This window comes from Bradyrhizobium sp. B124 (assembly GCF_038967635.1).
Classification (GTDB): domain Bacteria; phylum Pseudomonadota; class Alphaproteobacteria; order Rhizobiales; family Xanthobacteraceae; genus Bradyrhizobium.
Window position 1 is genome coordinate 2,234,483 of sequence record NZ_CP152413.1, and the last position, 26,263, is coordinate 2,260,745.

Below are 26,263 nucleotides of genomic sequence, written 5' to 3' on the forward strand. Positions count from 1 at the left end.
AACCGCCCTATCGCTGCTGCCAGTCGCTTTTTCCAATCATCAGGAGTTCACATGCGCACCCAGGCAGACAAGGCAGCACGGTTTCGCGAGCTGCATCAGCGCCCCGGCGCCTTCATCATCCCGAATCCCTGGGATGCCGGCACGGCGAAGCTGCTCGCGGCGATGGGTTTCGAGGCGCTCGCGACCACCAGCCTCGGCCTTGCCAACACGCTCGGCAGCGCAACCGTCAGCCTCGATGCCATCATCGAGAACTGCCGGGTGATCGCCGCCGCCACCGACCTGCCCGTCAATGCCGATCTGGAGAATTGCGGCGCGGACGATCCGAGGACCGCGGCAAAGGCGATCACCCGCGCCGCCGAAGCCGGCGCCGTCGCCGGCTCGATCGAGGACTCGACCGGGAATCCGCAGCGCCCTATCTACGACTTCTCGCTCGCGGTCGAGCGGGTTCAGGCCGCCGTCGAAGCCGCGCGAGCGCTGCCATTCCCATTCACGCTGACCGCCCGCGCCGAGAACTTCCTGCACGGCCGCAAGGATCTCGACGACACCATCAAGCGGTTGCAGGCGTTCGAGGCCGCCGGCGCCGACGTGCTGTATTCGCCTGGTCTGTATGACATCGGCACCATCAAGACCGTGGTCGCGGCCGTGAAGCGGCCGTTCAATCTCGTGATGGGCTTTGCCGATCCGACCCTGACGGTCGAGCAGTTGTCCGCCGCCGGCGTCAAGCGCATCAGCGTCGGCGGCGCGATGGAGCGTCACGCGCTGGCTGCGTTCCTGCGCTGTGCCCGCGAGATGAAGGATCAGGGATCGTTCAGTTTCGTGCGCGACATGGCGCCGGTGAAGGAGATAAGGGATATGTTTGCAGCTGGTCAGGCATGACCTAACCGCCGGCGGTCATCGCAGGGGCGCTGGCGACGAGCCGTTGGCCAGCGCGAAGCAGGCCGGCGCCGCCCCGGATCGCCCGAGGCGGCGGCTGCAAGGATCTGGTATGGTAGCGCCAACACCGCAAGTCCGGCCAAGGCGCCACCAGACCTGACGATTCGTCACAGGTCACGACTTGCAGGCAGCCTCGGGCAATGCCAAGAGAGCGGGATCATGTCCCAGGATCACATTTCCAACGTTCTCGCTGAACGTTACGCCTCACCCGCCATGCGCGCCATCTGGAGTGGCGAGGGCAAGGTTCGCCTCGAACGCGACTACTGGATCGCCGTGCTGAAGGGCCAGCGCGATCTCGGGATTCCGGTTCCGGACGGCGTGATCGAAAGCTACGAGCGCGTCAAGGACCAGATCAACCTGGCCTCCATCATGCAGCGCGAGCGCGTCACCCGCCACGACGTCAAGGCGCGCATCGAGGAGTTCTGCGATCTGGCCGGTCATGAGCACCTGCACAAGGGCATGACCAGCCGCGACCTCACGGAGAACGTGGAGCAATTGCAGGTCTACCGCGCCTTGCAGCTGGTCGAGACCAAGAGCATCGCCGCGCTGATTCGGTTTGCGAAGCGTGCGCAGCAATTGCGCGACATCCCGTTCACCGCACGCACCCACAACGTGGCCGCGCAAGTCACGACGCTCGGCAAGCGCATCGCCATGTTCGGCGAAGAAATGCTGCTGGCGCATCAGAGCCTGGTCAATGTGCTGCAGACCTACCCCGCTCGCGGCCTGAAGGGCGCAGTGGGCACCCGTCTCGACCAGATCACCCTGTTCAATGGCGATGCCGGCAAGGCGCGCGCGCTCGAGGAGCGCATCCTCGTTCACCTCGGCTTGCCGAAAGCGCTCGACGCCGTCGGCCAGGTGTATCCGCGCAGCCTCGACTTCCGTGCGGTCAGCGTCCTCACCGAGCTCGCCAGCGGTCCCGGCAACTTCGCCAAGACCATCCGCCTGATGGCGGGCCATGAGCTCACCAGCGAAGGCTTTGCCAAGGGCCAGGTCGGTTCCTCGGCCATGCCGCACAAGATGAACAGCCGCTCCTGCGAGCGCATCAATGGCCTGCATGTGATCCTGAAGGGCTATCTCGCCATGGCCGCAGGGCTCGCCGGCGATCAGTGGAACGAGGGTGACGTCTCCTGCTCCGTCGTCCGCCGCGTCATGCTGCCCGATGCCTTCCTCGCCACCGACGGCCTGCTCGAGACCTTGCTCACCGTGCTCGATCAGATGGAGGTGTTCGAATCCGTCGTCGCGACCGAGCTCAACCGCTATTTGCCCTTCCTGCTGACCACCACGGTCATGATGGAAGCGGTGAAGAAGGGCGCCGGTCGTGAAGGCGCCCATGAGGCGATCAAGGAGCACGCCGTCGCCGCCATTGGCGACCTGCGCACCGGCAAGATCGTGCAGAACGACCTGCTGCAGCGTCTCGCGGCCGACCAACGGCTTGGCTTGAGCGAAGCCGAATTGCAGCTCGTGCTCGAGCAGGGTCGCGCCAATTCCGGCGACGCCGGCGCCCAGGTCGACTACTTCGCCCAGCAAGTCGAAGCGCTGGCCCGCGCCAAGCCGGAAGCCGCGAGCTACAAGCCGGGTACGATCCTGTAGCGAATGGTGAGTAGCGAGTAGCGAATGGACAAGAATCCATTCGCTACTCGCGATCCGCCCTTCGTGTCCTTCACTCCTCCTTGAAGCCGTATTCCGGCACGTTGCCGCTGGCGCCGTAATATTTGTAGGGCAGGAACTTGCCCGACATCGTGATCTTGACGCGATCGCCCTTCGGATTGGCGACACGCTCCATCGCCATGTCGAAGTCGATCGCCGACATGATGCCGTCGCCGAATTCTTCCTCGATCAACGCCTTCCACGCCGGGCCGTTCACCATGACCATCTCGTAGAAGCGGTAGATCAGCGGATCGGTCGGCGGCATCGGCGTGCCGGCGCCGCGCATCGGCACCTCGTTGAGCATGGCGGTCTCGGCCTTCGACAGCCCGAACAGTTCGCCGGCATTCGCCGCCTGTGGTTTTGTCAGCTTCATCTGGCCGAGGATCGCGCCCACGATCAGCACTTCGGAATAGCCGCCGATCTTCTCGCAGATGTGCTTCCAGCTCCAGCCCTTCTCGCGCTTGATGTCGAGCAGCTTTTCGGTGAGGTCTTCGCGTTTCATGGGGTTTCCTCCTCAGGCTTCAGCGCGCAACGCTCTGCGCGGGATTGGGTTCGACGAGGCGCGGCGGCGAGACGATCACCGGCTCGCCGACGCCGGGCCGCACCGTCGGCACGTGGCGCGGATCGTGTTCGGTCACCTCAGCGGCAAAGCTCTTGCTGCGGCTAACCAGGAAATCGACGATATGGTTGCGCAGCGCATAGTAATAGGGATGGCGGTGCAGGTCGATGCGGCCGCGCTCCTTCGGCAGCGGGTTCTCGACGATCTCGGCCAGCACCGCGCCGGGCCCGTTGGTCATCAGGAAGATCTTGTCGGCGAGGAAGATCGCCTCATCCACGTCGTGGGTGATCATGAAGGTGGTCTGCCCGGTCTCCAGGCAGATGCGCCGCACCTCGTCCTGCAGCGTGCCGCGGGTCAGCGCGTCCAGCGCCGAGAACGGCTCGTCCATCAGCATGATCTTCGGCGTGATCGACAGCGCCCGCGCAATGCCGACGCGCTGCTTCATGCCGCCCGACAGCTCCGACGGGTGCTTGTGCTCGGAGCCGGTCAGCCCGACGAGATTGATGAATTTCTGCGCGTGGGCCCTGACCCGGGCGCGGTCCCATTTGCGCCATTTCGAGCTCACGGCATAGCCGACATTGCCGATCACCGTGCGCCACGGCAGCAGCGCATGGCTCTGGAAGATCACGGCGCGGTCGAGGCTGGTGCCCTCGATGCCCTGCCCGTCGACGATGACAGTCCCCTCGCTCGGCTCGTCGAGGCCGGCGAGGATGTTCAGCACCGTGGTCTTGCCGCAGCCGGAATGGCCGATCACGCAGCCGAACTCGCCGCGCGTCATCGACAGCCAGAAGTCCTCGAACACCGTGGTGGTGCCGCCGCCGGCGCCGGGATAACGCCGGGCGATTCCCTCGATGGAGATGAACTTGTCGGTCATCGCTACTCCGGAAACGTCACCATGCGCGTGAAGCGCGCCAGCACCTGGTCGAGCAGCATGCCGACGAGGCCGATCAAAAGGATCGCGATGATCACATTGGTGATCGACAGATTATTCCACTCGTTCCAGACGAAATAGCCGATGCCGGTGCCGCCGACGAGCATCTCGGCGGCGACGATCACGAGCCAGGCGATCCCGATCGAGATCCGCATGCCCGTGAGGATCGTCGGCGCCGCCGCCGGCAGGATCACGGTGAAGGCGCGCCTGATGGTGCCGACCTCGAGCGTCCGCGCAACGTTGATCCACTCCTTGCGCACGCCGGCGACCCCAAACGCGGTGTTCAACAGCATCGGCCATACCGAACAGATGAAAATGACAAAAATCGCCGAGATCGAGGAATCCTTGATGGTGTAGAGCGCGAGCGGCATCCAGGCCAGCGGCGAGATCGGCTTGAGCAGCTGGATGAAGGGATCGAGCGCTCTGCTGAACAGGGGCGACATGCCGATCATGAAGCCGAGCGGGATCGCGACGACGACCGCGATGAGATAGCCGAGCCCGACGCGCCCGATCGAATAGGCGAGCTGGATGCCGAGCCCCTTGTCATTCGGCCCATTGTCGTAGAACGGCCGCTTCAGATGCTCCCACAGCTTGGCACCGACATCGAGCGGCCCGGGCATCGCCGACTTGCCCTGCGTCGCGGTCAGCCCCATCAGCCTGGCGTATTCGGGGCTCATGGCCGCCGTTGTGCCGCTGCTGCGGGTCGCGAGGTGCCATGAGCCGAGGAAGACGGCGAGCAGTGCGATCGAGACGATGGCGGCGCGGAGACGGAGGGAGAGCGTCATCGCGCGCACTCTTTCAACCCGTCTTCCCGGCGAAGGCCGGGACCCATACGCCGTGCTCTCACCGTGAGGCACGCGGGGAGACGCCGTGCCCAATCATTGGCGGTAGTGGTTATGGGTCCCGGCCTTCGCCGGGACGACGTGGATAGGTAGGCGCGCCCCCTCACGACGACTTCCTGATCTTGAAGCTCGCGAGATAATCGTCGGGCTTGGCCGGATCGAAAGTCTTGCCCATCACCGAGAACGACTTGTACGAGCTCGTCGGCGGCGTGAGCCCCATCTCGGCCATCACCTTCTTGGTGTCGGTGGCGAGATAGACCTGCTCGGCGACCGCCTTGTAGTCGACGTCGCCCTTGATCTGGCCCCAGCGCTTCATCTGCGTCAGCATCCACACCGCAAAGGACTGCCAGGGGAACGGATCGAAGTCGACGCGTTTCGGATCGGTCTTCACGCCGCCGAGGCCGTCGGCATAGGTGCCGGTCAGGACCTGCTCCAGCACCGTCACCGGCGCGTTGATGTAGTTGGCCGGCGCGATCGCCTCCGCGATCTGCTTGCGGTTCTCGGCCTTCGCAGCAAAGCCGGTGGCGTCCACGATCGCGCGGGTCAGCGCCGCGAAGGAGTTCGGCGCCGTCGTGATGAATTCGCGGCTCGCGGCAAAGCTGCAGCAGGGATGGCCGTCCCAGATCTCCTTGGACAGGATGTGCAGGAAGCCGACACCGTCATAGATCGCGCGCTGGCAGATGTTGTCGGGCGCGAGGAAGCCGTCGATGTTGTCGGCGCGCAGATTGGCGACCATTTCCGGCGGCGGCACCGAGCGGAGCTGCACGTCGGTATCCGGATCGAGCCCGTGCTCGGCGAGATAATAGCGCAGCAAATAATTGTGCATGGAGTAGTCGAACGGAATGGCGAACTTCATGCCTTTCCAATCCTTCGGATCGCGCTTGTCCTTGTGCTTGATGGCAAGCGTGATGCCCTGCCCGTTGATGTTCTCGATCGCGGGCACGGTGAAGGGTATCGCGTTGGCGCCAAGGCCGAGCGAGATCGCGATCGGCATCGGCGCCAGCATGTGGGCAGCGTCGTATTCCTTGTTGATGGTCTTGTCGCGAATGACAGCCCAGCCGGCGGTCTTCACCACCTCGACGTCGAGGCCCTGCCTGGCATAGAAGCCGAGCGGCGCCGCCATGATGATCGGAGTGGCGCAGGTGATCGGGATGAAGCCGACCTTCAAATCCTTCTTCTCCGGTGGTCCGGCGTCGGCGAACGCCTCCGTCGCCGTCTTCAGCGGGACGAACTGCGACAGTGCGGCAAGCGCGGTCGCAGCGCCAACCGATTTCAGGAAGGCGCGGCGCGCGACATCCTGCGGAAACACGGCCCGCATCACCGCCGACGCTACGATGCCTTCGTAGCGCTTCTGCTCGCTGAGATCGGCGACCGGCTCGCAGCGCGGCGTGCGCGCGGCACGCACATGCTCGGCGGCTGAGCGATGCCGGCCACAGGCGCAGCCGGATCGCAGGAGCGCGCGGTCGGCGTCGAAGGGATCATCAAAGGTAGACATGCTGCGCCCCATTGTCGCACCGAACCAAGAAGAGCTCCGCGATCCCGTGCATTGATCGGCGTCCGGCCGCGTTTTGCGCCGCCGGACGCCGACAAACATGCAGGTTCTATGCCGCCTTGTCCGTGACGACAGCCGCGGTCGGCAGGCCTTCATCGATCGGCAGCGACGGGTCGCGCGACCATTCGTTCCATGAGCCGAAGTACATCCGCACGTCCTTCACGCCGGCGTTCTTCAGCGCCAGGAAGGTGTTCGAGGCGCGCGCGCCCTTGAAGCAGTAGAGATAGACCGGCGTGGTCTGCGAGATGCCGACGGTGGCGCACTCCGCCAGGATCTCGTCCTTCGACTTGAAGCGCGGGCCTTCGCCGGTCGGCTTCATCATCCGGTACCATTCCAGCCAGACGGCGCCGGGGATGCGGCCCTTGCGCGGGCAGAAATCCTTGCCGTAGGGCGAGGAGCTCTCGCCGATCCACTCGTCGACATCGCGCACATCGAGGATTGCGACGCCGGGCTTGCCGACCGCGGCCAGCATTGCCTTGGCGTCGATCATGATGTCACCGGCCTCCGGCACGATCGCAAAGGAGGCCTTCGGCGGCACCGTCACGTCGGTGGTGACCGGCAGATCGGCGGCTTTCCAGGCATCGAAGCCGCCATGCAGCACCTTCACCTTGGGATAGCCGAGCATCGTCAGCAGGTAATAGCCGCGGCAGGACTGGCCGAAGCCGGAATTCATCGACTGCTCGTAGATCACGGCGGTCTCCTTGCCGGAGAGACCGGCGGCGCCAAACGCGTCGGCGAACTTGGTCTTCAGCTCGTGGATGCCTTCCGGCGTCGAAGTCGCTAGGAATGTGAAGATGTCATGCACGTTGACGGCACCGGGCAAATGGCCGGCCGCATAGGCATCCGGATTCCGCGTGTCGATGATGACACATGGTTCTTTCTTGACGAGCTCGGCAAGTTCGCCGGCGGTGATCAGAACGTCCGTCATGGCAGCCTCTCCTGTTTGTGGTTGCAGTTGTGGTGGTCCCGAACCTGTTTGAGCATGATCTCCGCGCAAACGCGTTCCGCGTTTGTCGCGAGGGAAAACCGGTTCCCACTTTTCCGGATCATGCTTCAGCCGTCCGCCAGCATCTTGCGCAGCTGCTTGGTGGCGGGCGTGACGATCGCGACGAAATAGGCTTCGCGCAGCCTGCGCTGTGCGCGATGGCTCATCAGGTAGCCGCGCGCGCCGCAATGGAGCATCGCCGCATGCGCGAACGCGACGCTGGCATCGCCGATCCGCAGGCGCAGCGCGACGACACGGCGCCAATAGCTGTCATCGGTGTTGTAGGGATCGCTTGCCAGCGTCATCGCCTCCTTCTCGAACTCGGCATAGAGCTCGCGGAATTGCAGCGGCTGCTGCGGCAGATAGCGGTTGACGTGACCGAGCGGTGCATGGACCTCGTCCATGATGTTGATGCAATCCTTCATCAGCCCGAGGCCCATGCCGGCCTGCAGCAGGATGAAGCCGGCGCGGATCTTCTTGACGAACGGCGCAGCCGGCTCGGCCAGGATCAGTTCGTCCGGCACGAACACGTCGCGGAACTGGACGCCGTAGGTGCCGGTGCCATCCATCGCCAGGAACGGCTTGCACGGCGTCAGCGTGATCGCGGGATCGGAGCAATCGGCAAGAAACATCACTGTGCTGCCCGACTCGCCGTTGGTGCCCTCGTCCTCGCGCTCGAAGATCGTGCCGAAGTAATGGTCGGGCCCGAGATTGGACACCCAGGGCAGCGCGCCGCGGACAATGTAGCCGCCATCGACCTTGCGGCCTTTCAGCTTCAGCCGCTCGATGCCGAAGAAGCTCTTCATCGGGTTGGAGAGCCCGGTGCCGCCGAGCGCACGCCCGCTGGAGAAGCAATTGCCGAAGCGCGCGGCGAGCTTCATGTTGGTGGAGTTGGCGACGTACCAGACCAGCGTGTTCTGGCACCACGCCATGAAGGCGGTGGCGCCGCAGACCTCGCCAAGCGCGGCCATCGACTGGATCGCCCAGCGCAGGTCGGCAGGCCCCTCCTGCGGCACGTGGCTGCTCCACGCGCCGACCTTGCCGAGCCGGCGTAGGAATTCGCCGGGATAGACCGAGCCGGCATCGATCGCGGATGCGAGCGGTGCCAGCTCCTGACGGGCGAGGCGCGCGACCTCGTCCGTGATCGTCGGTGCGGGATCTTGAGCTGCGACCCGCGATAAAGCCAGTGAACCCATGGTTGGTCTCCGCACCTTGAATTGCCGGTCGAGCCTTACGCGCTGACCTCGAGATTGACGGGGCGGGTGAAGGTGTTGGCGACCGGCGACCACTTCTTCACATGCGCCACCAGCGCGTCGATCTCGGTCTGCGCGACACCCTCGCATTCCATGTCGACCTTGACGCGGACATCGGTGAAGCCGACCGGCTTCTCGCTGACGTCGCCGGTGCCCCACACCGCGGTGATGTTGAGATCGCCCTCGAGCTCGAGTTCGAGCTTGTTGACGATCCAGCCGCGATGCACCGCGTTGGCGTGCAGGCCGACCGCAAGGCAGGAGCCGAGCGCGGCGAGCGAGGCCTCCGACGGATTGGGCGCGGTGTCGTCACCGAGCAAGCCCGGCGGCTCATCGACGATGTAGGGCGCGAGGTTGCGGATGTAGTTGGCATGACGGAACTTGCCCTCGGCCACCGTTCTGCACTTCAAGGTCTTGATGACCTTCGGGTTGGCCTTGCCGTTGGCAATCAGCTGCTCGAGCCCGCCTCTATCGATCGGCGCGAGGCAGCCGGTCAGTGCGGTTTTTTGAGCGACAGCGGTCATCAGTTTTCTCCCTGGGAGCGATGGATTGGGTCAGGATACCGAACGGTCTGTTTCCTGCACGAAGCGTGCCAGTCCCGCCCCAAATCAAAAGGCGAAATCCCGCAGACGCTTAGCTGTGCCTGCCTGCGGATTGATCAGGGCGCGGCTGCTCAAACGCGGTGCATCTGCCGCGCCGCAGCGATTATTTTGAGCGCAGGACGGCGCACATGCCCGCCCCCGTGAAGATGCGGCTTGATGATTTCGCCGCGCTCCGATTTACTGCCGCGCATGGTCAAATCGATTGCGAAGAAAAAACCTGCCGCCGCGTTCGCCGTTGGCGACGACGAATCCGCGCGCGGCCGCCTGCTCAACGCGGCGACACATCTGTTCTGCAAGAACGGCATCAACGCCACTGGCATCGATGCGATCATCGACGAGGCCGGAACCGCCAAGACCACGCTCTACAAGCTGTTCGGCTCGAAGACCAACCTGGTCCACGCCGTGCTGGAAAGCGAAGGCAAGCAGTGGCGCGAGTGGTTCATCGGCGCGATCGAGGCCGGCGGCGGCGATCCGCAGACCAAGCTGGCACGGATCTTCCCCGCCCTGAAGAGCTGGTTCGCCGAGGAGCGCTTCTACGGCTGCCCCTTCATCAACGCGGTCGCCGAGCACGACAAGGACGCCAAGCAGTTCCGCAACATCGCGCTGAAGCACAAGAAGGTGGTGCTGGCGCATATCGAGAAGCTCGCCGGCGAGATGGGCGCGACCGAACCGGCCGTGCTCGCGCACCAGCTCGCGCTGTTGATCGACGGCGCCATCGTCGCCGCCATGGTGTCGTGCGATCCCGGTGTCGCCGACACCGCGGGCCTCGCCGCCAGCAATCTGTTCGCGCCGGCCAAGCTGAAGAAGGCGAAGCGCACGGGCCGCGCGGACGAACTTATGGCAGTCTAGGCGCCGCGATGGAGCGACGCCCCCGATCACCTCGTTGCCCGCCTTGATCGGCACGCCCGCCCGAAACTCAACCGCCGGCCGAACGGACCGTCGCGACCAACGGCCGCATCGCAGCCTCCGGCATCGGTATTCGGCGGCGCGATCGCCCGCCGGATTTACCTGTCGTCAATCACACCGGGCGATCCGCCGCGGCCTTAAACGCCTGTTAGCTCCGGCCGGGTCAGTTGCCACGTGAAAGTACGGGGCAAGAACAATGCAGTCCGAAAAAGGACGATACAGCCAGCCGCGCTGGGGCGTGACGCGCTGGCTCGCCGATGCGGGTCCGGGCGTGCCCGATGACATCCGCTCGGCGCTGATCGGGGATCTCTATGGCTCGCTGCCGGTGTTCGCGGCCGGCGCGGTCAATACGGTCGCCGTCGCAGCCGTGATTGCGATCCGCGAGCCGACCGCGCCGTTCATCGCCTGGGTCATCCTCGAACTCGTCATCTGCCTCTCGCGACTGACGGTGCTCGTGGCTGCGCATCGCGCGGCACGCGAAGGGCGGCCGACGCCGACCGACCTGCACCTCGTCCTCGCGGTCGCCTGGAGCGCCAGCGTCGGCTTCGGCATCCTGATCAGCCTCGCAAGCGGCGATTGGGTGGTTGCGATGCTGGCCGCGCTGTCGGCGGCGGCGATGGTCGGCGGCATCTGCTTCCGCAACTTCAGCGCCCCGCGCCTTGCCGGAACCATGATCCTGCTCAGCCTCGGTCCGATCGTCCCGGGCGCGGCGCTGGCCGGCGAGCCGCTGCTGTTCATCGTGTTCCTGCAGGTGCCGATGTATCTCGCGGCGATGACGGTCGCGGCCTTCCGCCTCAACAAGATGCTGATCGCGACCATGCGCGCCGAGCGCGAGAACGGTCATCTTGCCCATCACGACACCCTGACCGGCCTGCGCAATCGCGCCGGTTTCGTCGCCGCGCTGAATACGAAGCTCGCGGCTCCGGCCGGACATGGCAGGCCGTTCGCGCTGCTGTTCCTCGACCTCGACAGTTTCAAGCCGGTCAACGACACCTATGGCCATGCGGCCGGCGACCAGGTCCTGATGCTGGCCGCCGAGCGGCTGCGGCGCGCTCTGCCCGAGACCGCGGTGATCGCGCGGCTCGGCGGCGATGAATTCGTGGTGCTGGCGAACGGCGCCACCGCCGAGCAGGCGCTCGGGATCGGCCAGCGCATCATCCAGGCCGTCACGATGCCGTACCGGCTCGCCGACGGCATCTTCGCCAAGGTCGGCGTCAGTGTCGGCGTCGCCGTGTCGCCCGAGCACGGCACCGAGGCCGAGGAGCTCCTGGCCGTTGCCGATGCCGCGCTCTACGAAGCCAAATCGGACGGCAAGGCACAGTGCCGCATGGCGTCCGTCGCCACCAATGTCGCGGCGCTGCGCCGGCTGACGAAAATGGACCCCACGCCGGCTCTCGATCGCGGCGCCGCCTGAGACGAAATCCGGCAGGCCCAGCAACCGGCAAACGCCGTCAGTGTCTTGTGTCGAGCTTGCGCAATTCGGCATTGGCTGGCGCCCATTCGACGTAGGTCTTCGGGCATCCGTCCACGGCGAGGCGAAGCAGCCGCACGGCCTCGTCAGTCGCACCTTTCGCCAGCGCCAGCTCACCACCATAGAAATACGCTTCGCAGAGCTGCCCTCGCATCCTGACCTGATTGGCATCGTCGGCGGCCTTCACGACATCCTCCAGCGTTGTAGCGCCGAGGAACAGGCGAACGATCGGCGCCGGCCAATTCGACAGGTCAAGCCGCCCGGAGGCCTCATCAAGTCCGCTCGGTTGGCCGGTCTTCTGGCGCACGAGGTCGAGCCAAAGCTGCGTGTAGAGATTTTTCCGGTCGAGCTCGCCTGCGCGGACGAGATCGTCGCGCGCCTCCGGCAAGAGGCCGCCCTGGAAATGAGCGACCGCGGCCACACGGTAGAGACCGGGGGCATCTGGAGCCAGCTGGATCCCCTGCTTGATATCGGATAGCGCGCGTTCGAGGTCGCCACGCGCGAGAAACACGGCGGCACGGCCTTCATAGGGTCCGGGAGTTTTCGGACTAAGCTGGATAACCTGATCAAAGTCTGCCAAGGCAAGCTCAAAATCACCCTTGGCGACGTGCGCGTGGCCACGACAGAGCAGCCCAGCAGCCGCCCCGCGCTGCCCGCCGATCGCGATCGCCCGATCGCAGTCGGCAAGGGCACGGTCCGGTTCGTCCTTGAAGTCGTAGGCCCGTCCGCGACCGACATAGGCGTCGACATTGTCCGGATGAAGTGCAATGACCTGGCTGTAGTCGGCGATCGCGCTATCGATATCCCTCCTCATTATATGGGCGGCGGCGCGTGTCAGGTACGCACCGGCGTCCTTTGGATTGAACTGGATGGCCTGGTTGAGGTCGGCCAGCCCAAGTGCAAAATCGCCGTTGGTGATACGCACCCTGGCGCGGCAGATGAGCCCGGCGCCAGCGCCCCGCTCCGGGCTGATCTCGATCGCGCGATTGCAGTCGGCGATGGCACGGTCCGGTTCGCCCTTGAAGTCGTAGGCCAGCGCGCGGCCGAGATATGCGGCGACATTGGCCGGATGAATGAGAAGCACCTGCCCATAATCGGCGATTGCGCGGTCGGCGTCTCTTTTCATGATATGGGCGCCAGCCCGTCCCAGGTACGCGTAGGCATCCTTTGGATTGAGTTCTACCGCTCTGCCGAAGTCGGTAAGTGCCTCATCGACATCGCCCTTCCGTTGGTACGCCCATGCCCTGCGCACGAAGGCGATCTGATTGTTCGAATCGTGCTCGATGACATGCGTGTAGTCTGCGATTGCCCGGTCCACCTCGCCCTTTTCAAGCAGGAACATGGCCCGCCGAAAATAGGCAAAGGTCGTACCTTGCAGATTGCCTGGTGTCGCCTCGATCACGGCCGTGCAACCTGCGATGCGATCATCCGGGCTGATATTTGCGGTCCCGTTGCATTTGGCCGCCTGCGAAGACTGGGCGCGGACCGTTGGAATTGGCGCCAGCAACACGCCAAGCACCATCATCAACGCCTTGGCGGCGAATACACACTTCAACTGTTTCGTCACGTCGTCCCCCGCGCCCACTAGGGACTATTAGCAAAGCTCGCGCTTGCAACACAACCCTCCGTTGCTTAAGCGGCAACGGGCGAGTTGGTGACGTGCTCCGCGCGGCAACGCGCGAAGCCGCCGCGCTACAGATCGAAGTTCGTCGGCAGCATCACGACGTCGCGGATGGTCATGCCGCGCGGCCGGGTCAGCATGAACATCACGACCTCGGCGACTTCGCTCGCCTCCAGCAGGCTGCCCGCCGCCTTGGCCTCCTCGAGCTTCTCCGTCGGCCAGTCCGCGAGCAGCGCGCTGATCACGGGCCCGGGCGAGATCGAGCCGACGCGGATGCCGTGCTTGAACACCTGGCGCCGCACCGTCTGCACGAAGCAGTTGATCGCCCATTTCGACGACGCATAGACCGGCTCCCACGGCGTCGGGAAATGCGCGGCGAGCGAGCTCGTCACGATGATGTCGCCGGTGCCGCGCGCGATCATGTGCGGCAGCACGTCGTGCACGTTCTTCATCACGACGTTGACGTTGAGGTTCAACATCCGGTCGATCGCGCTGGTGTCGGCATCGACGAGATCGCCGCCGACATAGATCCCCGCATTGGCGTGCAGGATGTCGAGCTGGCCGGCCTTCTCGAGGATTTTTGGCAGCAGCGTCGCGCAGGCTTTCGGGTCGAGCAGGTCGATGACCAGCGGGATCACCGCATCGCCATGCTTGCCGGCGAGCGCTTGCAGCGCGGCCGCGTCGCGGTCGACCATCACCACGCGCGCGCCCGCAGCCAGCATCGCCTCGCTGCTCGCAAGTCCAATGCCTGACGCCGCCCCGGTCACGGCCGCGACCTTGCCTTCCAATTGCTTCGCCATCGTCTCCACCCTGTCCGGTCAGTGCGGCACGCATGGCAACACATCGCGGCCGCGATGTCAGCTCCCATGCGATGAACGGCGGCGCGCATGTCTGTCACATGCGGAGCATTGGCGGTCGCGTAGCGAAGCGGCGACGCAGCCATTTTGCCGCCGGTCCGGCCGGCCGCTGCTTGTGCCAGACCACCTCGAGCGCGACGGGATGCGCGCCCTCGTCGAATTCCAGTTCGGGAACGGCCAGTTCGTCGGCAATTTGCGAGCTCGCCATGATGTGGGCCGGGATCAGCGCCCAGCCGACGCCCTGCTTGAGGATCTGCAGGATCACCCAGTGACTCTCGACCCACCACACCTCCGCTGCGACACGGAGCCGGTGCCGCTCGGTACCTTCGTTGCGCACCGTGACCATGATCTGGCGATGCCGCTTCAGCTCCTCCCAATCCACCCGCCCATGCGCCAGCGGATGGTTCTTGCCGCAGACGAGTTGCAGCGGCACCCAGCCGATGGTCTTGAAGCCGAGTTCGGGCGGCAGATGCTCCTGCCGCCACATCACGCCGACATCGGCCTTGCCGTCGAGCACGAGGCGGCTGACGTCCTCCATGATCGGAAACAGCAGCTCCACTTCGACATGAGGAAAGCGCTTGGCGAATTCCGCAAACAGCTCGCCGACCGCGCTCTCCGGATAGAGCTCGTCGATCGCCGCCACCAGCCGCTTCTCGACATGCGCCTCGAAACTGCTGGCAACACCGATCAGATGCTCGCGACGATCGAGGATCAGTCTTGCTTCCGGCAACAGCCGCGCCCCGGCTTCGGTCAGCACCGGGTTGCGCCCGGTCCGATCGAACAGCGCAATCCCGAGGTCGATCTCCAGATTGGCGACGTGGGTGCTGACGGCCGATTGGGCTTTCTTCAGCAGCCGTGCCGCACCGGAGAACGAGCCCTGCTCGGCCGCCGCCACGAAGGATTCGAGCTGGTCCATGGAGACGGCCATCTATCTCTTTTCCAGATATTATCTAACTTTCTAATCCCACAATATCAGATAGAAACCCGGTCACAACGACAGAAAGGGTTTCAAAATGTCTATGCGTTCCTTCTCCGACCGGATCAGGCACGCAGTCCTGTTCGAACTGATCGGTATCGCCATCTTCACGCCGGCGGCCGCCTGGCTGTTCAATCAGCCGGTCGCCCATATGGGCGTCATCGGCGTCGTCTCGGCGACGGTGGCGACGATCTGGAACTTGCTGTTCAATCTCGGCTTCGACCACGCGCTGGTCCGCGTCACCGGCCGTGTCATCAAGACGATGCCGATCCGTGTCGCGCACGCGATGCTGTTCGAGGCCGGCCTGATCGTGCTGCTGATCCCGTTCGTCGCCTGGTATCTCGGCGTCTCACTGTGGGCCGCGCTGATGATGGATATCTCGATCGTCGCGTTCTATCTGGTCTACGCGTTCGTCTTCAACATCGCTTACGACCGCGTGTTTCCGGTGCGCGAGCTCAGCGCGCACGGTCGCACGGCAAGCCGGGCCCTCCCGGCCTGATCGGCCTAGGTGCCCCGGCGCGGCGCTTCGGATCATTTGATCTGTCGCGCCGCGCCGGACCCTGACACCGCAGCAATATTCCTAATGGTAGCGACTGCGCACAAGTTCCGCTGTGCCGCGCTCATACACTGGCTTGATCCGGTTCGGGCGCGGTACGATGCTTGAAGCCGACATGCCCGTCAGAGGCTGCCAAACGGCCAACAATGCCAAAACGGCCAACAAGAAGAAGCGGAGGACTACATTGACCAGCAACTCGCCCCAGCTCACCCGCCGTCATCTCATCAAGGGCACTGCTGCCACATCGGCCACGCTGCTGCTCGGCAAGCCCGCGATTGCCAAGGGCAAGACCGAGATCGTGATCGGCAACATCGACGCCTATTCGGGACCGGCTGCGGTCTATTCGTCGATCGGCCGCACGCCCGGCGGCTATTTCAAGATGATCAACGAGCAAGGCGGCATCAACGGCCGCATGATCAAGTACATCACCTATGACGACGCCTACAGCCCGGCCAAAACCGTCGAGCAGGCGCGCAAGCTGGTCGAAGGCGACGAGATCGATGTGCTGTTTGCGCCGCTCGGTGCACCGACCAACGCGGCGATCATGAAGTACATGAACCAGAAGAAGGTCCCGCACCTCTTCATCGCCTCGGGCGCCACCAAGTTCGGCGACTACAAGAACTTCCCCTACACGATGGGTTTCCAGCCCTGCTACCAGATCGAGGGCCGGGCCTTCGCGCAGCATGTCCTGTCGACTCAGAACGACCCCAAGATCGGCATCGTCTACCAGAACGACGATTTCGGGCGCGACGTGCTGAAGGGTTTCAAGGACGGACTTGGTGCCAAGACCTCTGCAATCGTGGCGGAGCTGTCCTATGAGACCGCGGATCCTACCATCGACAGCCAGGTGGTCCGCTGCAAATCCGCCGGCGCCAACGTGTTCATGAGCATGACCACGCCGAAATTCGCCGCGCAAGGCATCAAGAAGATCGCCGAACTCGGCTGGCAGCCGGCGCATTACATCGGCAACAACGCTTCCTCCGCCGGCTCGACACTGAAGGCCGCAGGCTTCGACGTGTCCAAGGGGATCATTTCCAGCGCCTATCTGAAGGATCCCGTCGATGCCGCCTGGGACAGCGATCCCGCCATCCAGAAATGGCGTGCCTTCCTCGACAAATACGATCCGGCCGCGGCCAGGAACGACATCTATGCGGTCACCGGCTATCTCACCAGCCAGATTCTGGTTCAGGTGCTCAAGCAGTGCGGCGACGACGTCTCGTCGGAAAACATCATCAAGCAGGCGGCAAATCTCAGGGATGTCGAATCCGACATGCTGCTGCCGGGCATCAAGATCAACACCTCGCCGACCGACTATTATCCGCTCGAGCAACTGCAACTGACGCGCTTCAGCGGCGAACGTTACGAGCCGCTGGGCCCCGTGATCGACAGCGGCATCTCGAAGGCTTGATCGTCCACGGCGTTCCGCGAAAACCAGCGCCGCATGCGCGAACCGTCTCGCAGTTGCCATCGGCCTTTCATCGGCCGATGATGCGCGAAACAGATCCGAGCCAACCGGGAGGAAGTGAATGCGTGGACGCCGTGTGCTGATGGCATCCTTCGTGTCGCACGGCGTGCGTCACATCTTCGGCAATCCCGGCACGACCGAAACGCCGCTGCTCGACAGCCTGCCGGCATTCCCCCAACTCGAATACATCATGGCGCTGCATGAAGGCGTCGCCGTCAGCGCCGCCAGCTTCTATGCGCAGGCATCGGGACGCGTCACCGTTGCCAACCTGCACGTCGCGCCCGGCCTTGGCAACGGTATCGGTTCGCTCTATGGCGCGCTGAAAGCGAATTCGCCCGTGGTCGTGACGGCGGGTCAGCAGGACACGCGTATGCGGCTCAACAATCCGCTGCTCGGCCACGACCTCGTTGCGATGGCAGCGCCCGTGACAAAGTGGAGCGTTCAGATCGAGCGCGCCGACGAGATCGCTCCGATCGTGCGCCGCGCGTTCAAGGTGGCGACCGATGCGCCGCAAGGCCCGGTGTTCGTATCGCTCCCGATCGACGTCATGGATCAGGAGACCGCGGTCGATGCATCGACGCCGGACAATCTGTGGCGGTCGACACGCCCCGATCCGGCAGGCATCGAAGCGCTGGTCGCGCTGCTTCTGAAGTCAGGTAATCCAGCCATCATCGCCGGCGATGACGTCGCGAGATCCGGCGGCGAGCAGGCGTTGGTCGCACTTGCGGAAACGATCGGTGCGACCGTTTGGTTCGAAGGGTTGCGGCATCACGCGCCCTTCCCGACCAGCCATCCGAGCTATCGTCAGTCGCTCCCTGGCGACGCCCGGCAGGTGCGCAAGGTGCTCGGCGATACCGATCTCGTGCTGCTGATCGGCGGCCCGTTCTTCGAGGACATCTGGTTTGCGCCTGATAACCACGCTCCCCACGGCGCGTCCGTGCTCCAGATCGAAGCCTCAACCGAGCGTCTCGCGCTCAACAACCGGCTCGATGCCGGCATCGTCGGTGACATCGCCGTCAGCATCAGTGCATTGACGGAAGCGCTGCGTGCCAAGGCGAGCGCGGACTTCAGGCAGGCTGCGCAAACCCGCAACGCAGCGCTGGCCGAACTGCAAGCGAAAGAGAAGGAAGCCTATCGCGCGCGCGTTGAGAAGAGCTGGAACCGCGAGCCGAGCTCGATGCCGCGCGTCACCGCGGAACTGCGTCGCGGGCTGCCTGACGATGTGGTCATCGTCGATGAGAGCATCACGGCGAGCCTCGATCTCGCGCGCGCCTTCGACTATCGCGGCTTCGGCGATTATTTCGGCGGACGTGGCGGCGGCATCGGCCAGGGTCTTGCCGGCGCGATCGGCGTCAAGGTCGCGATGCCGGATCGTCCCGTTGTCGCGATCTCCGGCGACGGCTCGGCGATGTATGCGATCCAGGCGCTATGGACCGCCGCGCACCACAAGCTCGCGATCGTGTTCGTGGTGCTGGCGAACCGCGAGTACCGCATTCTCAAGCACAATGTGGACGTCTGGCGACAGAACTTCGAAGCCGGCACCCAGCATCCCTATCAGAACATGGATATCACCGGTCCCGCGCTCGACTTCGTGCATCTCGCGGCCGGCATGGGCGTCGAGGCGGTCAGGGTCGAGAAGGCGGACGACATCGCCGGCGCAGTCGCAAAGGCTGTCGCGGCGCAGCGCCCGTACCTCGTCGAGATCGCAATCGAAGGCAAGCGCTAGAGGAGCTTCTGATGGCAGGCATTCTGGACGGGAAGGCTGCGTTGGTGACGGGCGGCGGCTCCGGCATTGGCCGGGCAACAGCGATTGCCATGGCGCGCGAAGGCGCGCGCGTCGCGGTGTCGGATCTCTCGAAGGATGGAATCGAACAGACGGTCGCGCTCATCAACGCCGCAGGCGGCCAGTCGATCGCGATCCAGGGCGACGTCACCGACGAGGCCGATGTCGCCAACATGGTGGCAAGCACGGTGTCGGCGTTCGGGCGCATCGATTGCGCGTTCAACAATGCCGGCGTGGCCGGGCGCTCCGTCGGCCCGCCCGGCCAGCGCATCCATGAGCTCACGCTGCCCTCGGTGGCGAAGATGTTTTCGGTGAATCTGATGGGCGTGTTCCTGTGCCTGAAATACGAGGTCGCGCAGATGCTGAGGCAGGGCGGCGGCGGCGCGATCGTCAACACCGCCTCGATCGCCGGGCTGGTCGGCCTTGCCACGTCGGCCCACTATGTCGCGACCAAGCACGGCGTCGTCGGGCTGACCAAGTCTGCTGCGATCGAATACGCCCAGGACGGCATCCGCGTAAACTGCGTCAATCCGGGATACATCAAGACGCCGATGACCAAGGAGACGATGGACGAACGTTACGACGAGATCATCGCCAAGGTGCCCGCACGTCGCCTGGGGGTACCAGAGGAAATCGCGGAGGCCGTGGTCTGGATGTGCTCGGACAAGGCGTCCTTCATGACAGGCGCATCGCAGGTGGTCGACGGCGGCTACAGCGCCGCCTGAGGTGCGCTTCAGCGGGGCGCGGCGCGGCTTTCAGGCTATTCCTTTGGCGGCACCGTGCGCAGATAGGCGACAATGGCGTCGAGATCGGCAGCTGACATAGTGGCGTAGTAATGGAAGCCCATCGGCGGATTGAGCTTGCTGCCGTCCTTGCTGACGCCCTGCGTGATGGCACGTTTGATCTCGTCATCAGTCCAGCTGCCAATGCCTTTCGTCTTGCTGGAGCTGATGTTCCGAGAAACCGAGACGCCCCAAGGTCCATGAAACTTGCCGCCGCCGGTGCCCATGCTGGTTGCAAATTCTCGCCCTTGCGGGCCCATCGGGGTGTGGCACTCCATACAGTGGGCAATCGTGGCAAGGTAGAATCCCTGCTGCACCTTGTCGCCCAACATCGCTTCGGTGTACGGGCCTTCACCGCCCGGGGGAACAGGATGTCCTTGTGCCATCTTGTAGACCGGCTCCGGCACCGCATTCCTGATCGGCTTGATCGTGCGCAGATAAGCGATCACCGCATCGAGATCGCGATCAGTCATGATCTCGTAGAAGCCGCTCGGCATGATCATGGCGACCCGCGCGCCGTTGCGCTTGATGCCCTTGCGCAGCAATTGTCTGAGTTCGGCGTCGGTGTAATTGCCGATGCCGGTTTCCGTGTCTTGGGTGATGTTCGGGGCCGTCACCTTGAACGGTGGCTCATCCCATGACGCGCCGCCGGAAAAAGCCTTGTCGCTGATCTCCCCTGACGGTCCCTTCGGAGTGTGGCAATTGCCGCAGGTCAGGATGCCATTGACGAGGTAATCACCGCGCGCGACCAATTCCGATTCTGCGCTGACCGGGCCGGTCAATAGCACGCCGACAACGAGCGCTAGCGATCCGATGCGGATCATGACGACGCCTCCAATTAATTAAGTATTGCGATAGGACTCAGATCGATTTCTGGCTTCAAAAACGTACGTCAGCGAAATGTGCACACCGGTGTTCAACGGTGCGAAGGCCATGTGCAAAATTACGTAGCTGGCGCGCAAGAAATGCCGCGCGCGGATCGATGGTACGATCGCAGCCCTCTCTTCTACAGATCCGATTGCCGGAGGGCTGGCCAGGCAAAATCTAACAGATTTCACGCGCTTGAGAAGGCAGCATGACCATTCCGACATACGAGGCGCTGGTTATCGGGATCAACACCTCGCCGACCAATCGCTACTGCTCGAGAACTGGTGCAGGTCAGCAGGCAAACAGAAGGGCCGCGCCCCGGATGCGTGACTCACAAGTGGCGCAACAAATTCAGTGTCGTCCCGGCGCGGGCCGGGACACATTACCCCAAATCTCAATTGTTGCGCGACGCTGGGGCCGCGATCCCGATCATCACCGAATGCGGTGGTTATGGGTCCTGGCTTTCGCCAGGACGACGTGTGGAGAGGCCCGCGATCGATCTCGACGCCATCAGACTCTCAGCCGGCGAAAGCTCACCGCTCCTGCTGCAAGCTCCCCTCCAGCCGCGCCAGCTCGCCGTCGAGGTCGCGCTCGACATTGGCCACCTGCATATCGACCACCCGATAGTCGCGCGCCTCGAGCCAGGCGCGGCGATTGGCGCGGTCGGCGGCGATGGCGTCGCTCTCGCCAGCGTTGACCAGCTCGATCGCGAGCCGGTGCACGAAGGAGACGAAGTCGGGGATGTGACGGCCGACCGGGGTCTGGCGCTTGAACTGGCCGGCGAAGCGGCGGTCCCGCGTCAGCGCCTGCCACAGGATCCGCTCGGCGTCGGTCGGGTTGCGGCGGAGCAGCCGGGCGAGGCCGCGCACGGTGCTGGAGTTGTCGGCGGCGGCACCGCCCCCTCCCTGCTCGGCGAGCAGCGCCCGCAGCCGGGTCGCCTGCGCGCCGTCGAGCACGCCGCCCTTGGCCGGGCCCTTGCGGCCCTCGGCGATCGCCATCACGACTCCATGGAGCGTGTGCATGTCCTGTTTGGTCGGATCCATCCGGGTGAAGATGTTGCGCAGGTTCACCAGCATGGTGTCGCGCTTCTCGGCCGGCCGCAGGAACTCGACCTTGTCGAGCTCGGCGACGAGGTTGTCGAAGAACGCCTGCATCTGGTGCTGGGAGGCCGGCTCGGACCGCTCCGGCATCGCGAACGGCAGCGCGCCCGCGGTCGAAAGCTTGAACCATTCATACCCCATCAGCAGCACCGCCTGCGCCAGGTTGAGCGAGGCGAAGCCCGGATTGACCGGAAAGGTGATGATGCGGTTGGCGAGCGCGACTTCCTCATTGGTCAGGCCGGAGCGCTCCCGCCCGAACAGGATGCCGGCCCCGCCGCCGGAGGCGACATGGCCGACGATCTGGTTTGCCGCGCCTTCCGGCCCGACCACCGGCTTGGCCTGGTCGTGGGCGCGCGCGGTGGTCGCGAACACCAGCGTGAGATCGGCGATCGCCTGCTCGACCGTGTCGAACAGCTCGACGGAACCGATGATGTGGTCGGCGCCGGCGGCGGCGCGTTGCGCGGCGACATTCGGCCAGCCGTCACGCGGATTGACGATGCGCATCCGGGTCAGCGCGAAGTTGCCCATCGCGCGCGCGGCCATGCCGATGTTCTCGCCAAGCTGCGGCTCTACCAGGATGACGACGGGACCGGCAAGGTCGTGCCCTGCCTTGGTCTTGTCGGTGCCGGACATCTCACTTCACTTTCTGATTCAACATCTGAAGATTTTGAATCAGCTTCCGAAGCGGCTGATTCAAACTCTCATGCAGGGCGGCGCAACCAGCTTTGCACCGGTTTTGCGCGGGACCATTTTCTCCAAGGAGATAACAGGGTTAGCGGCGTTTGCGAATCCTCAATCGGAATCCCAATCGCACGGAGCGAAGACTGCCGCTTGCGCGCGCTTCGCCTTCGGATAGGCTATCAACCACAACCAAAGCGAAGCTGTAAAGGCACGCTTGAGACGCCGCTTGAACGGCGAGGCACTTGGGTCGAAGCACTTGGGGGGGACGATGCGGGGCAGATGGACGCTGGCGATTGTGGGCGTGGTCTTGATCGTGGCGGGGGGCCTGCTCGCCCACCTCACACAGACCGCAGGCGGCGTCCGGATCGACGATGTCAGGTTCAAGGGCGCCAAGGGCAACACGATGAGTGCCCTGCTCTACGTCCCGCCGAATGCGACGCCGCAGATCCCGGCGCCCGGCATCCTCGCCGTGCACGGCTACATCAATTCGCGCGAGACCCAGGACGGCTTCGCCATCGAGTTCGCGCGCCGCGGTTATGTCGTGCTGGCGCTCGACCAGACCGGCCACGGCTATAGCGACCCGCCCTCCTTCGCCAACGGTTTTGGCGGACCTGACGGTCTTGCCTATCTCCGCAGCCTGCCATTCGTCGACAAGGAGAACATCGGGCTCGAGGGCCATTCGATGGGGGGCTGGACCGTGCTGGCGGCGGCCGCAGCTCAGCCCAACGACTACAAGTCGATGGTGCTGGAGGGCTCGTCCACCGGCAAGCCGTTCGCCGCCGAGGGCACCGCGAGCTGGCCGCGCAACACCGCGCTGGTGTTCGCCCAGTACGAGGAATTCCCCGAGCTGATGTGGGGCGTCGACCTCGCCCGCGACGTCACCATGAGCCCGAAGCTCTGGGCGCTGTTCGGCACGCAAGGCGCGATCGAACCGGGCAAGGTCTATGGCGATCCGGCCAACGGCTCCGCGCGGGTGCTGTACACCCCGGCGATGACCCATCCGGCCGAGCACATCTCGCATGAGGCGATCGGCGACAGCCTCGACTGGTTCGCCAAGACGTTGAAGGGCGGCACCCCTCGTCCGGTCGACGACCAGATCTGGTTCCGCAAGGAGATCGGCACCCTGATCGCGCTGCTCGGCTTCGTTGCCCTTGTGATCGGGACGTTCGACGGGCTGCTGGAGGCACCGATGTTCTCGCGCCTGCGGCTGCCGGCGGTTGCCGACGGCACCATGCCGCACGAGGCCGCCAAAGGCCGGCGCTGGACCGCGGCGTTCACTCTGTCCGCCCTCATCCCGGCGCTGACCTATTATCCGGCCCTTGCGCTGGGCGGCACCTTCGTGACCCCGAGCGCGTTCCTGCCGCAGGGCATCACCAACCAGATCCTGGTCTGGGCCATCATCAACGGCCTGATCACGCTGGCGCTGATGTGGTTCGTCCCGAAGCGCGCCAGCCGGGCCGGCCTCATCGGTCAATCCGTCGTGATCGCGGTGGCCTCGGTTGCGGTCGGCTACGCCGCGCTCTGGCTCGCCGACCTCGCCTTCAAGATCGACTTCAGATTCTGGATCGTCGCACTCAAATTGATGAGCGCGAAGCAATTCCTCATCTTCCTGATCTATCTGATTCCGTTCACGGCGTTTTTCGTGGTGGCGCTCCACATGCTGCACCGGAATTTCTCGACCATGGGCGCCCCGCGCGCGGCACTCTATCTGACCAACATCCTGGCGCTGACGCTCGGTTTCATCGTGTTGCTGGTGCTGCAATACGGCACGCTGTGGCTGACCGGAAAGCTGTTCAACCCGATCCCGGACCCGGGTTTCGTGCCGCTCTCGACCATCGTCGCGATCCAGTTCGTGCCGCTCCTGGCAATCGTCGCCGTGATCGCGACCTTCACCTGGCGGCGGACCGGATCGAGCCTGCCGGGAGCCCTGATCGCGGGCCTGTTCGTGACCTGGTACATCGTGGCCGGGACCGCCACGCAGGTCCCATTTTAGGTGAAAAGATGGGCTGAAAGTGCATAACCGGTGCGCTTCCGCCCGTCCCCGGGCGGTGCTATAGCGCAGGCGTATTCCACCCCCCGCCGTCAAAAGCGCGCCGTTCCCAAGAAGGCCTCCCCGTCATGGCAAAAATCAAGGTATCCAACCCCGTCGTCGAGCTCGATGGCGACGAGATGACCCGGATCATCTGGCAGTACATCAAGGACAAGCTGATCAACCCGTTCCTGGATGTCGAACTGCTCTATTTCGATCTGGGCATGGAATACCGCGATGAGACCAATGACCAGGTGACCATCGACGCTGCCGAAGCCATCAAGAAGGTCGGCGTCGGCGTCAAATGCGCCACCATCACCCCCGACGAGGCCCGGGTGAAGGAGTTCGGCCTGAAGCAGATGTGGAAGTCGCCGAACGGCACCATCCGCAACATCCTCGGCGGCGTGATCTTCCGCGAGCCGATCATCTGCAAGAACGTGCCGCGCCTGGTTCCCGGCTGGACCAAGCCGATCATCATCGGCCGCCACGCCTATGGCGACCAGTACCGCGCCACCGACATCAAGTTCCCCGGCAAGGGCACGCTGTCGCTGAAGTTCGTCGGCGAGGACGGCACCGTGATCGAGCGGGAAGTGTTCAAGGCACCCGGCGCCGGCGTCGCGATGGAGATGTACAATCTCGACGACTCCATCATCGATTTCGCCCGCGCCTCGCTCAACTACGGCCTACTGCGCAACTACCCGGTCTACCTCTCGACCAAGAACACCATCCTCAAGGTCTATGACGGCCGCTTCAAGGACATCTTCCAGGACATCTACGACCGCGAGTTCAAGAAGGAATTCGAGGCCAAGGGCCTGACCTATGAGCACCGCCTGATCGACGACATGGTCGCCTCGGCGCTGAAATGGTCCGGCGGCTATGTCTGGGCCTGCAAGAACTATGACGGCGACGTGCAGTCCGACACCGTGGCCCAGGGCTACGGCTCGCTCGGCCTGATGACCTCGGTGCTGCTCACCCCGGACGGCAAGACGGTGGAAGCCGAAGCCGCCCACGGCACCGTGACCCGCCATTACCGCGAGCACCAGAAGGGCAAGGAGACCTCGACCAACTCGATCGCGTCGATCTTCGCCTGGACCCGTGGCCTCGCGCACCGCGCCAAGCTCGACAACAACCCGGAACTGGCGAAGTTCGCCACCACCCTGGAGAAGGTCTGCGTCGCGACCGTCGAAGAGGGCTACATGACCAAGGACCTCGCGCTCCTGGTCGGCGCCGACCAACGCTGGCTCTCCACCACCGGCTTCCTCGACAAGGTCGCCGAGAATCTCGGAAAGGCGATGGCGGCCTAACGGCCGCCTGTTGCCGAACACAATAGCGAGCGTGACCATGACCTTTCCCGGCCGGGTGACGCTCGCATCCTTGTTGCTGACCGGATCGGCGGCACTCGCTGCCGATCCGCTCCCCACCCCCGTTGCGGCGCCCGACGAGACCGCGGTCCTCACCGCCCATGCCGAGGGCGTGCAGGTCTATGAGTGCAAGCCGGTCACCGACGGCAAGCTCGCCTGGTCGTTCCGCGAACCGGTTGCCACCCTGATCGCCGGTGGCCGCACCGTCGGCCGGCACTATGCCGGTCCGAACTGGGAGCATGTCGACGGCAGCGCCGTGACCGCTCGCACCGCCGGCAGCGCGCCCGGCGCAACGCCAGCGGACATTCCCTGGCTGAAGCTCGAGGTGATCTCCCACCGCGGCAACGGCCTGCTCACGAGCGTTGCGACCGTGCAGCGGATCAACACCTCGGGCGGCGAGCTCAGCGGCGCCTGCGACAAATCAGGCGCACTGAAGAGCGCGGCGTATTCGGCGGATTACGTGTTCCTGCGGAGAGACTAGAGCGTTTTCGAGCGAAGGTTCTGATT

General features: G+C 64.5%; 23 protein-coding genes. 11 read left to right on the forward strand and 12 right to left on the reverse strand.

Going from position 1 to position 26,263, the window contains the following annotated elements; genetic code table 11:
- Positions 1-51: 51 nt before the first annotated feature.
- Together AAFG13_RS10815 and purB are read left to right on the forward strand one after the other, a co-directional pair.
- Complete coding sequence (locus AAFG13_RS10815; protein ID WP_342711986.1) at positions 52-876, forward strand: isocitrate lyase/phosphoenolpyruvate mutase family protein; 825 nt, start codon at positions 52-54, stop codon at positions 874-876.
- A 213-nt stretch (positions 877-1,089) separates the two neighbouring features.
- The gene (purB, locus tag AAFG13_RS10820; RefSeq protein ID WP_342713316.1) at positions 1,090-2,523 is read left to right on the forward strand and encodes an adenylosuccinate lyase; all 1,434 of its coding nucleotides are present in this window, start codon (positions 1,090-1,092) and stop codon (positions 2,521-2,523) included.
- A gap of 70 nt (positions 2,524-2,593) precedes the next feature.
- Here purB and cynS read toward each other — a convergent pair whose 3' ends face one another.
- From cynS to AAFG13_RS10855, 7 genes are all read right to left on the reverse strand, one after another.
- Positions 2,594-3,082: a cyanase gene (cynS, locus tag AAFG13_RS10825; RefSeq protein ID WP_092115321.1), complete on the reverse strand. Its 489-nt coding sequence runs from the start codon at positions 3,080-3,082 to the stop codon at positions 2,594-2,596.
- A 19-nt stretch (positions 3,083-3,101) separates the two neighbouring features.
- Positions 3,102-4,013, reverse strand: coding sequence for an ABC transporter ATP-binding protein (locus tag AAFG13_RS10830; RefSeq protein WP_342711987.1), 912 nt, complete (start codon positions 4,011-4,013; stop codon positions 3,102-3,104).
- A gap of 2 nt (positions 4,014-4,015) precedes the next feature.
- Positions 4,016-4,855 (reverse strand): nitrate ABC transporter permease, encoded by an 840-nt coding sequence (gene ntrB, locus AAFG13_RS10835; RefSeq protein ID WP_342711988.1) that lies wholly within the window; start codon positions 4,853-4,855, stop codon positions 4,016-4,018.
- Between the two features lie 160 nt (positions 4,856-5,015).
- Positions 5,016-6,407, reverse strand: a complete 1,392-nt coding sequence (locus AAFG13_RS10840) for a CmpA/NrtA family ABC transporter substrate-binding protein (protein ID WP_342711989.1) — start codon at positions 6,405-6,407, stop codon at positions 5,016-5,018.
- Between the two features lie 106 nt (positions 6,408-6,513).
- Positions 6,514-7,392 carry a sulfurtransferase gene (locus tag AAFG13_RS10845; RefSeq protein WP_212309986.1) on the reverse strand — a complete coding sequence of 293 codons (879 nt, stop codon included), beginning with the start codon at positions 7,390-7,392 and terminating at the stop codon, positions 6,514-6,516.
- 125 nt (positions 7,393-7,517) lie between these two features.
- Positions 7,518-8,645 carry an acyl-CoA dehydrogenase family protein gene (locus tag AAFG13_RS10850; RefSeq protein ID WP_212309987.1) on the reverse strand — a complete coding sequence of 376 codons (1,128 nt, stop codon included), beginning with the start codon at positions 8,643-8,645 and terminating at the stop codon, positions 7,518-7,520.
- Between the two features lie 35 nt (positions 8,646-8,680).
- Entirely contained in the window at positions 8,681-9,223 is a 543-nt protein-coding gene (locus tag AAFG13_RS10855) for an OsmC family protein (RefSeq protein ID WP_097675679.1), read from the reverse strand.
- A gap of 267 nt (positions 9,224-9,490) precedes the next feature.
- Between AAFG13_RS10855 and AAFG13_RS10860 the strand changes: the two genes are divergently transcribed.
- Both AAFG13_RS10860 and AAFG13_RS10865 read left to right on the forward strand, forming a co-directional pair.
- The gene (locus tag AAFG13_RS10860) at positions 9,491-10,150 is read left to right on the forward strand and encodes a TetR/AcrR family transcriptional regulator (RefSeq protein ID WP_342713317.1); all 660 of its coding nucleotides are present in this window, start codon (positions 9,491-9,493) and stop codon (positions 10,148-10,150) included.
- Positions 10,151-10,403: 253 nt separating this feature from the next.
- The gene (locus tag AAFG13_RS10865; protein WP_342711990.1) at positions 10,404-11,621 is read left to right on the forward strand and encodes a GGDEF domain-containing protein; all 1,218 of its coding nucleotides are present in this window, start codon (positions 10,404-10,406) and stop codon (positions 11,619-11,621) included.
- 37 nt (positions 11,622-11,658) lie between these two features.
- On the opposite strand, the gene AAFG13_RS10870 is transcribed toward AAFG13_RS10865, so the two are convergent.
- The 3 genes from AAFG13_RS10870 to AAFG13_RS10880 form a co-directional block, all read right to left on the reverse strand.
- Positions 11,659-13,245, reverse strand: a complete 1,587-nt coding sequence (locus tag AAFG13_RS10870; RefSeq protein WP_342711991.1) for a tetratricopeptide repeat protein — start codon at positions 13,243-13,245, stop codon at positions 11,659-11,661.
- Positions 13,246-13,370: 125 nt separating this feature from the next.
- Complete coding sequence (locus AAFG13_RS10875) at positions 13,371-14,099, reverse strand: SDR family oxidoreductase (protein WP_342711992.1); 729 nt, start codon at positions 14,097-14,099, stop codon at positions 13,371-13,373.
- Between the two features lie 94 nt (positions 14,100-14,193).
- On the reverse strand, positions 14,194-15,084 hold the full coding sequence (locus AAFG13_RS10880) for a LysR family transcriptional regulator (protein WP_342711993.1): 891 nt from the start codon (positions 15,082-15,084) through the stop codon (positions 14,194-14,196).
- An 85-nt stretch (positions 15,085-15,169) separates the two neighbouring features.
- On the opposite strand from AAFG13_RS10880, the gene AAFG13_RS10885 reads away from it, so the two are divergent.
- From AAFG13_RS10885 to AAFG13_RS10900, 4 genes are all read left to right on the forward strand, one after another.
- A complete protein-coding gene (locus tag AAFG13_RS10885; protein WP_342711994.1) occupies positions 15,170-15,631 on the forward strand; it encodes a PACE efflux transporter in 462 nt (153 codons plus the stop codon).
- A gap of 241 nt (positions 15,632-15,872) precedes the next feature.
- Positions 15,873-17,096 (forward strand): ABC transporter substrate-binding protein, encoded by a 1,224-nt coding sequence (locus AAFG13_RS10890; protein ID WP_342711995.1) that lies wholly within the window; start codon positions 15,873-15,875, stop codon positions 17,094-17,096.
- A gap of 118 nt (positions 17,097-17,214) precedes the next feature.
- On the forward strand, positions 17,215-18,879 hold the full coding sequence (locus AAFG13_RS10895) for a thiamine pyrophosphate-binding protein (RefSeq protein WP_342711996.1): 1,665 nt from the start codon (positions 17,215-17,217) through the stop codon (positions 18,877-18,879).
- Positions 18,880-18,890: 11 nt separating this feature from the next.
- On the forward strand, positions 18,891-19,661 hold the full coding sequence (locus AAFG13_RS10900; RefSeq protein WP_342711997.1) for a glucose 1-dehydrogenase: 771 nt from the start codon (positions 18,891-18,893) through the stop codon (positions 19,659-19,661).
- 35 nt (positions 19,662-19,696) lie between these two features.
- Here AAFG13_RS10900 and AAFG13_RS10905 read toward each other — a convergent pair whose 3' ends face one another.
- Both AAFG13_RS10905 and AAFG13_RS10910 read right to left on the reverse strand, forming a co-directional pair.
- Positions 19,697-20,542, reverse strand: coding sequence for a cytochrome c (locus AAFG13_RS10905; RefSeq protein ID WP_342711998.1), 846 nt, complete (start codon positions 20,540-20,542; stop codon positions 19,697-19,699).
- Between the two features lie 576 nt (positions 20,543-21,118).
- Positions 21,119-22,318 carry a TrmJ/YjtD family RNA methyltransferase gene (locus AAFG13_RS10910; RefSeq protein WP_342711999.1) on the reverse strand — a complete coding sequence of 400 codons (1,200 nt, stop codon included), beginning with the start codon at positions 22,316-22,318 and terminating at the stop codon, positions 21,119-21,121.
- Positions 22,319-22,634: 316 nt separating this feature from the next.
- On the opposite strand from AAFG13_RS10910, the gene AAFG13_RS10915 reads away from it, so the two are divergent.
- The 3 genes from AAFG13_RS10915 (at position 22,635) to AAFG13_RS10925 (ending at position 26,237) form a co-directional block, all read left to right on the forward strand.
- On the forward strand, positions 22,635-24,359 hold the full coding sequence (locus AAFG13_RS10915; protein WP_342712000.1) for an alpha/beta fold hydrolase: 1,725 nt from the start codon (positions 22,635-22,637) through the stop codon (positions 24,357-24,359).
- 125 nt (positions 24,360-24,484) lie between these two features.
- Entirely contained in the window at positions 24,485-25,699 is a 1,215-nt protein-coding gene (locus AAFG13_RS10920; protein WP_092115336.1) for an NADP-dependent isocitrate dehydrogenase, read from the forward strand.
- 37 nt (positions 25,700-25,736) lie between these two features.
- Entirely contained in the window at positions 25,737-26,237 is a 501-nt protein-coding gene (locus AAFG13_RS10925) for a DUF3455 domain-containing protein (RefSeq protein WP_212309996.1), read from the forward strand.
- Positions 26,238-26,263 lie beyond the last annotated feature (26 nt).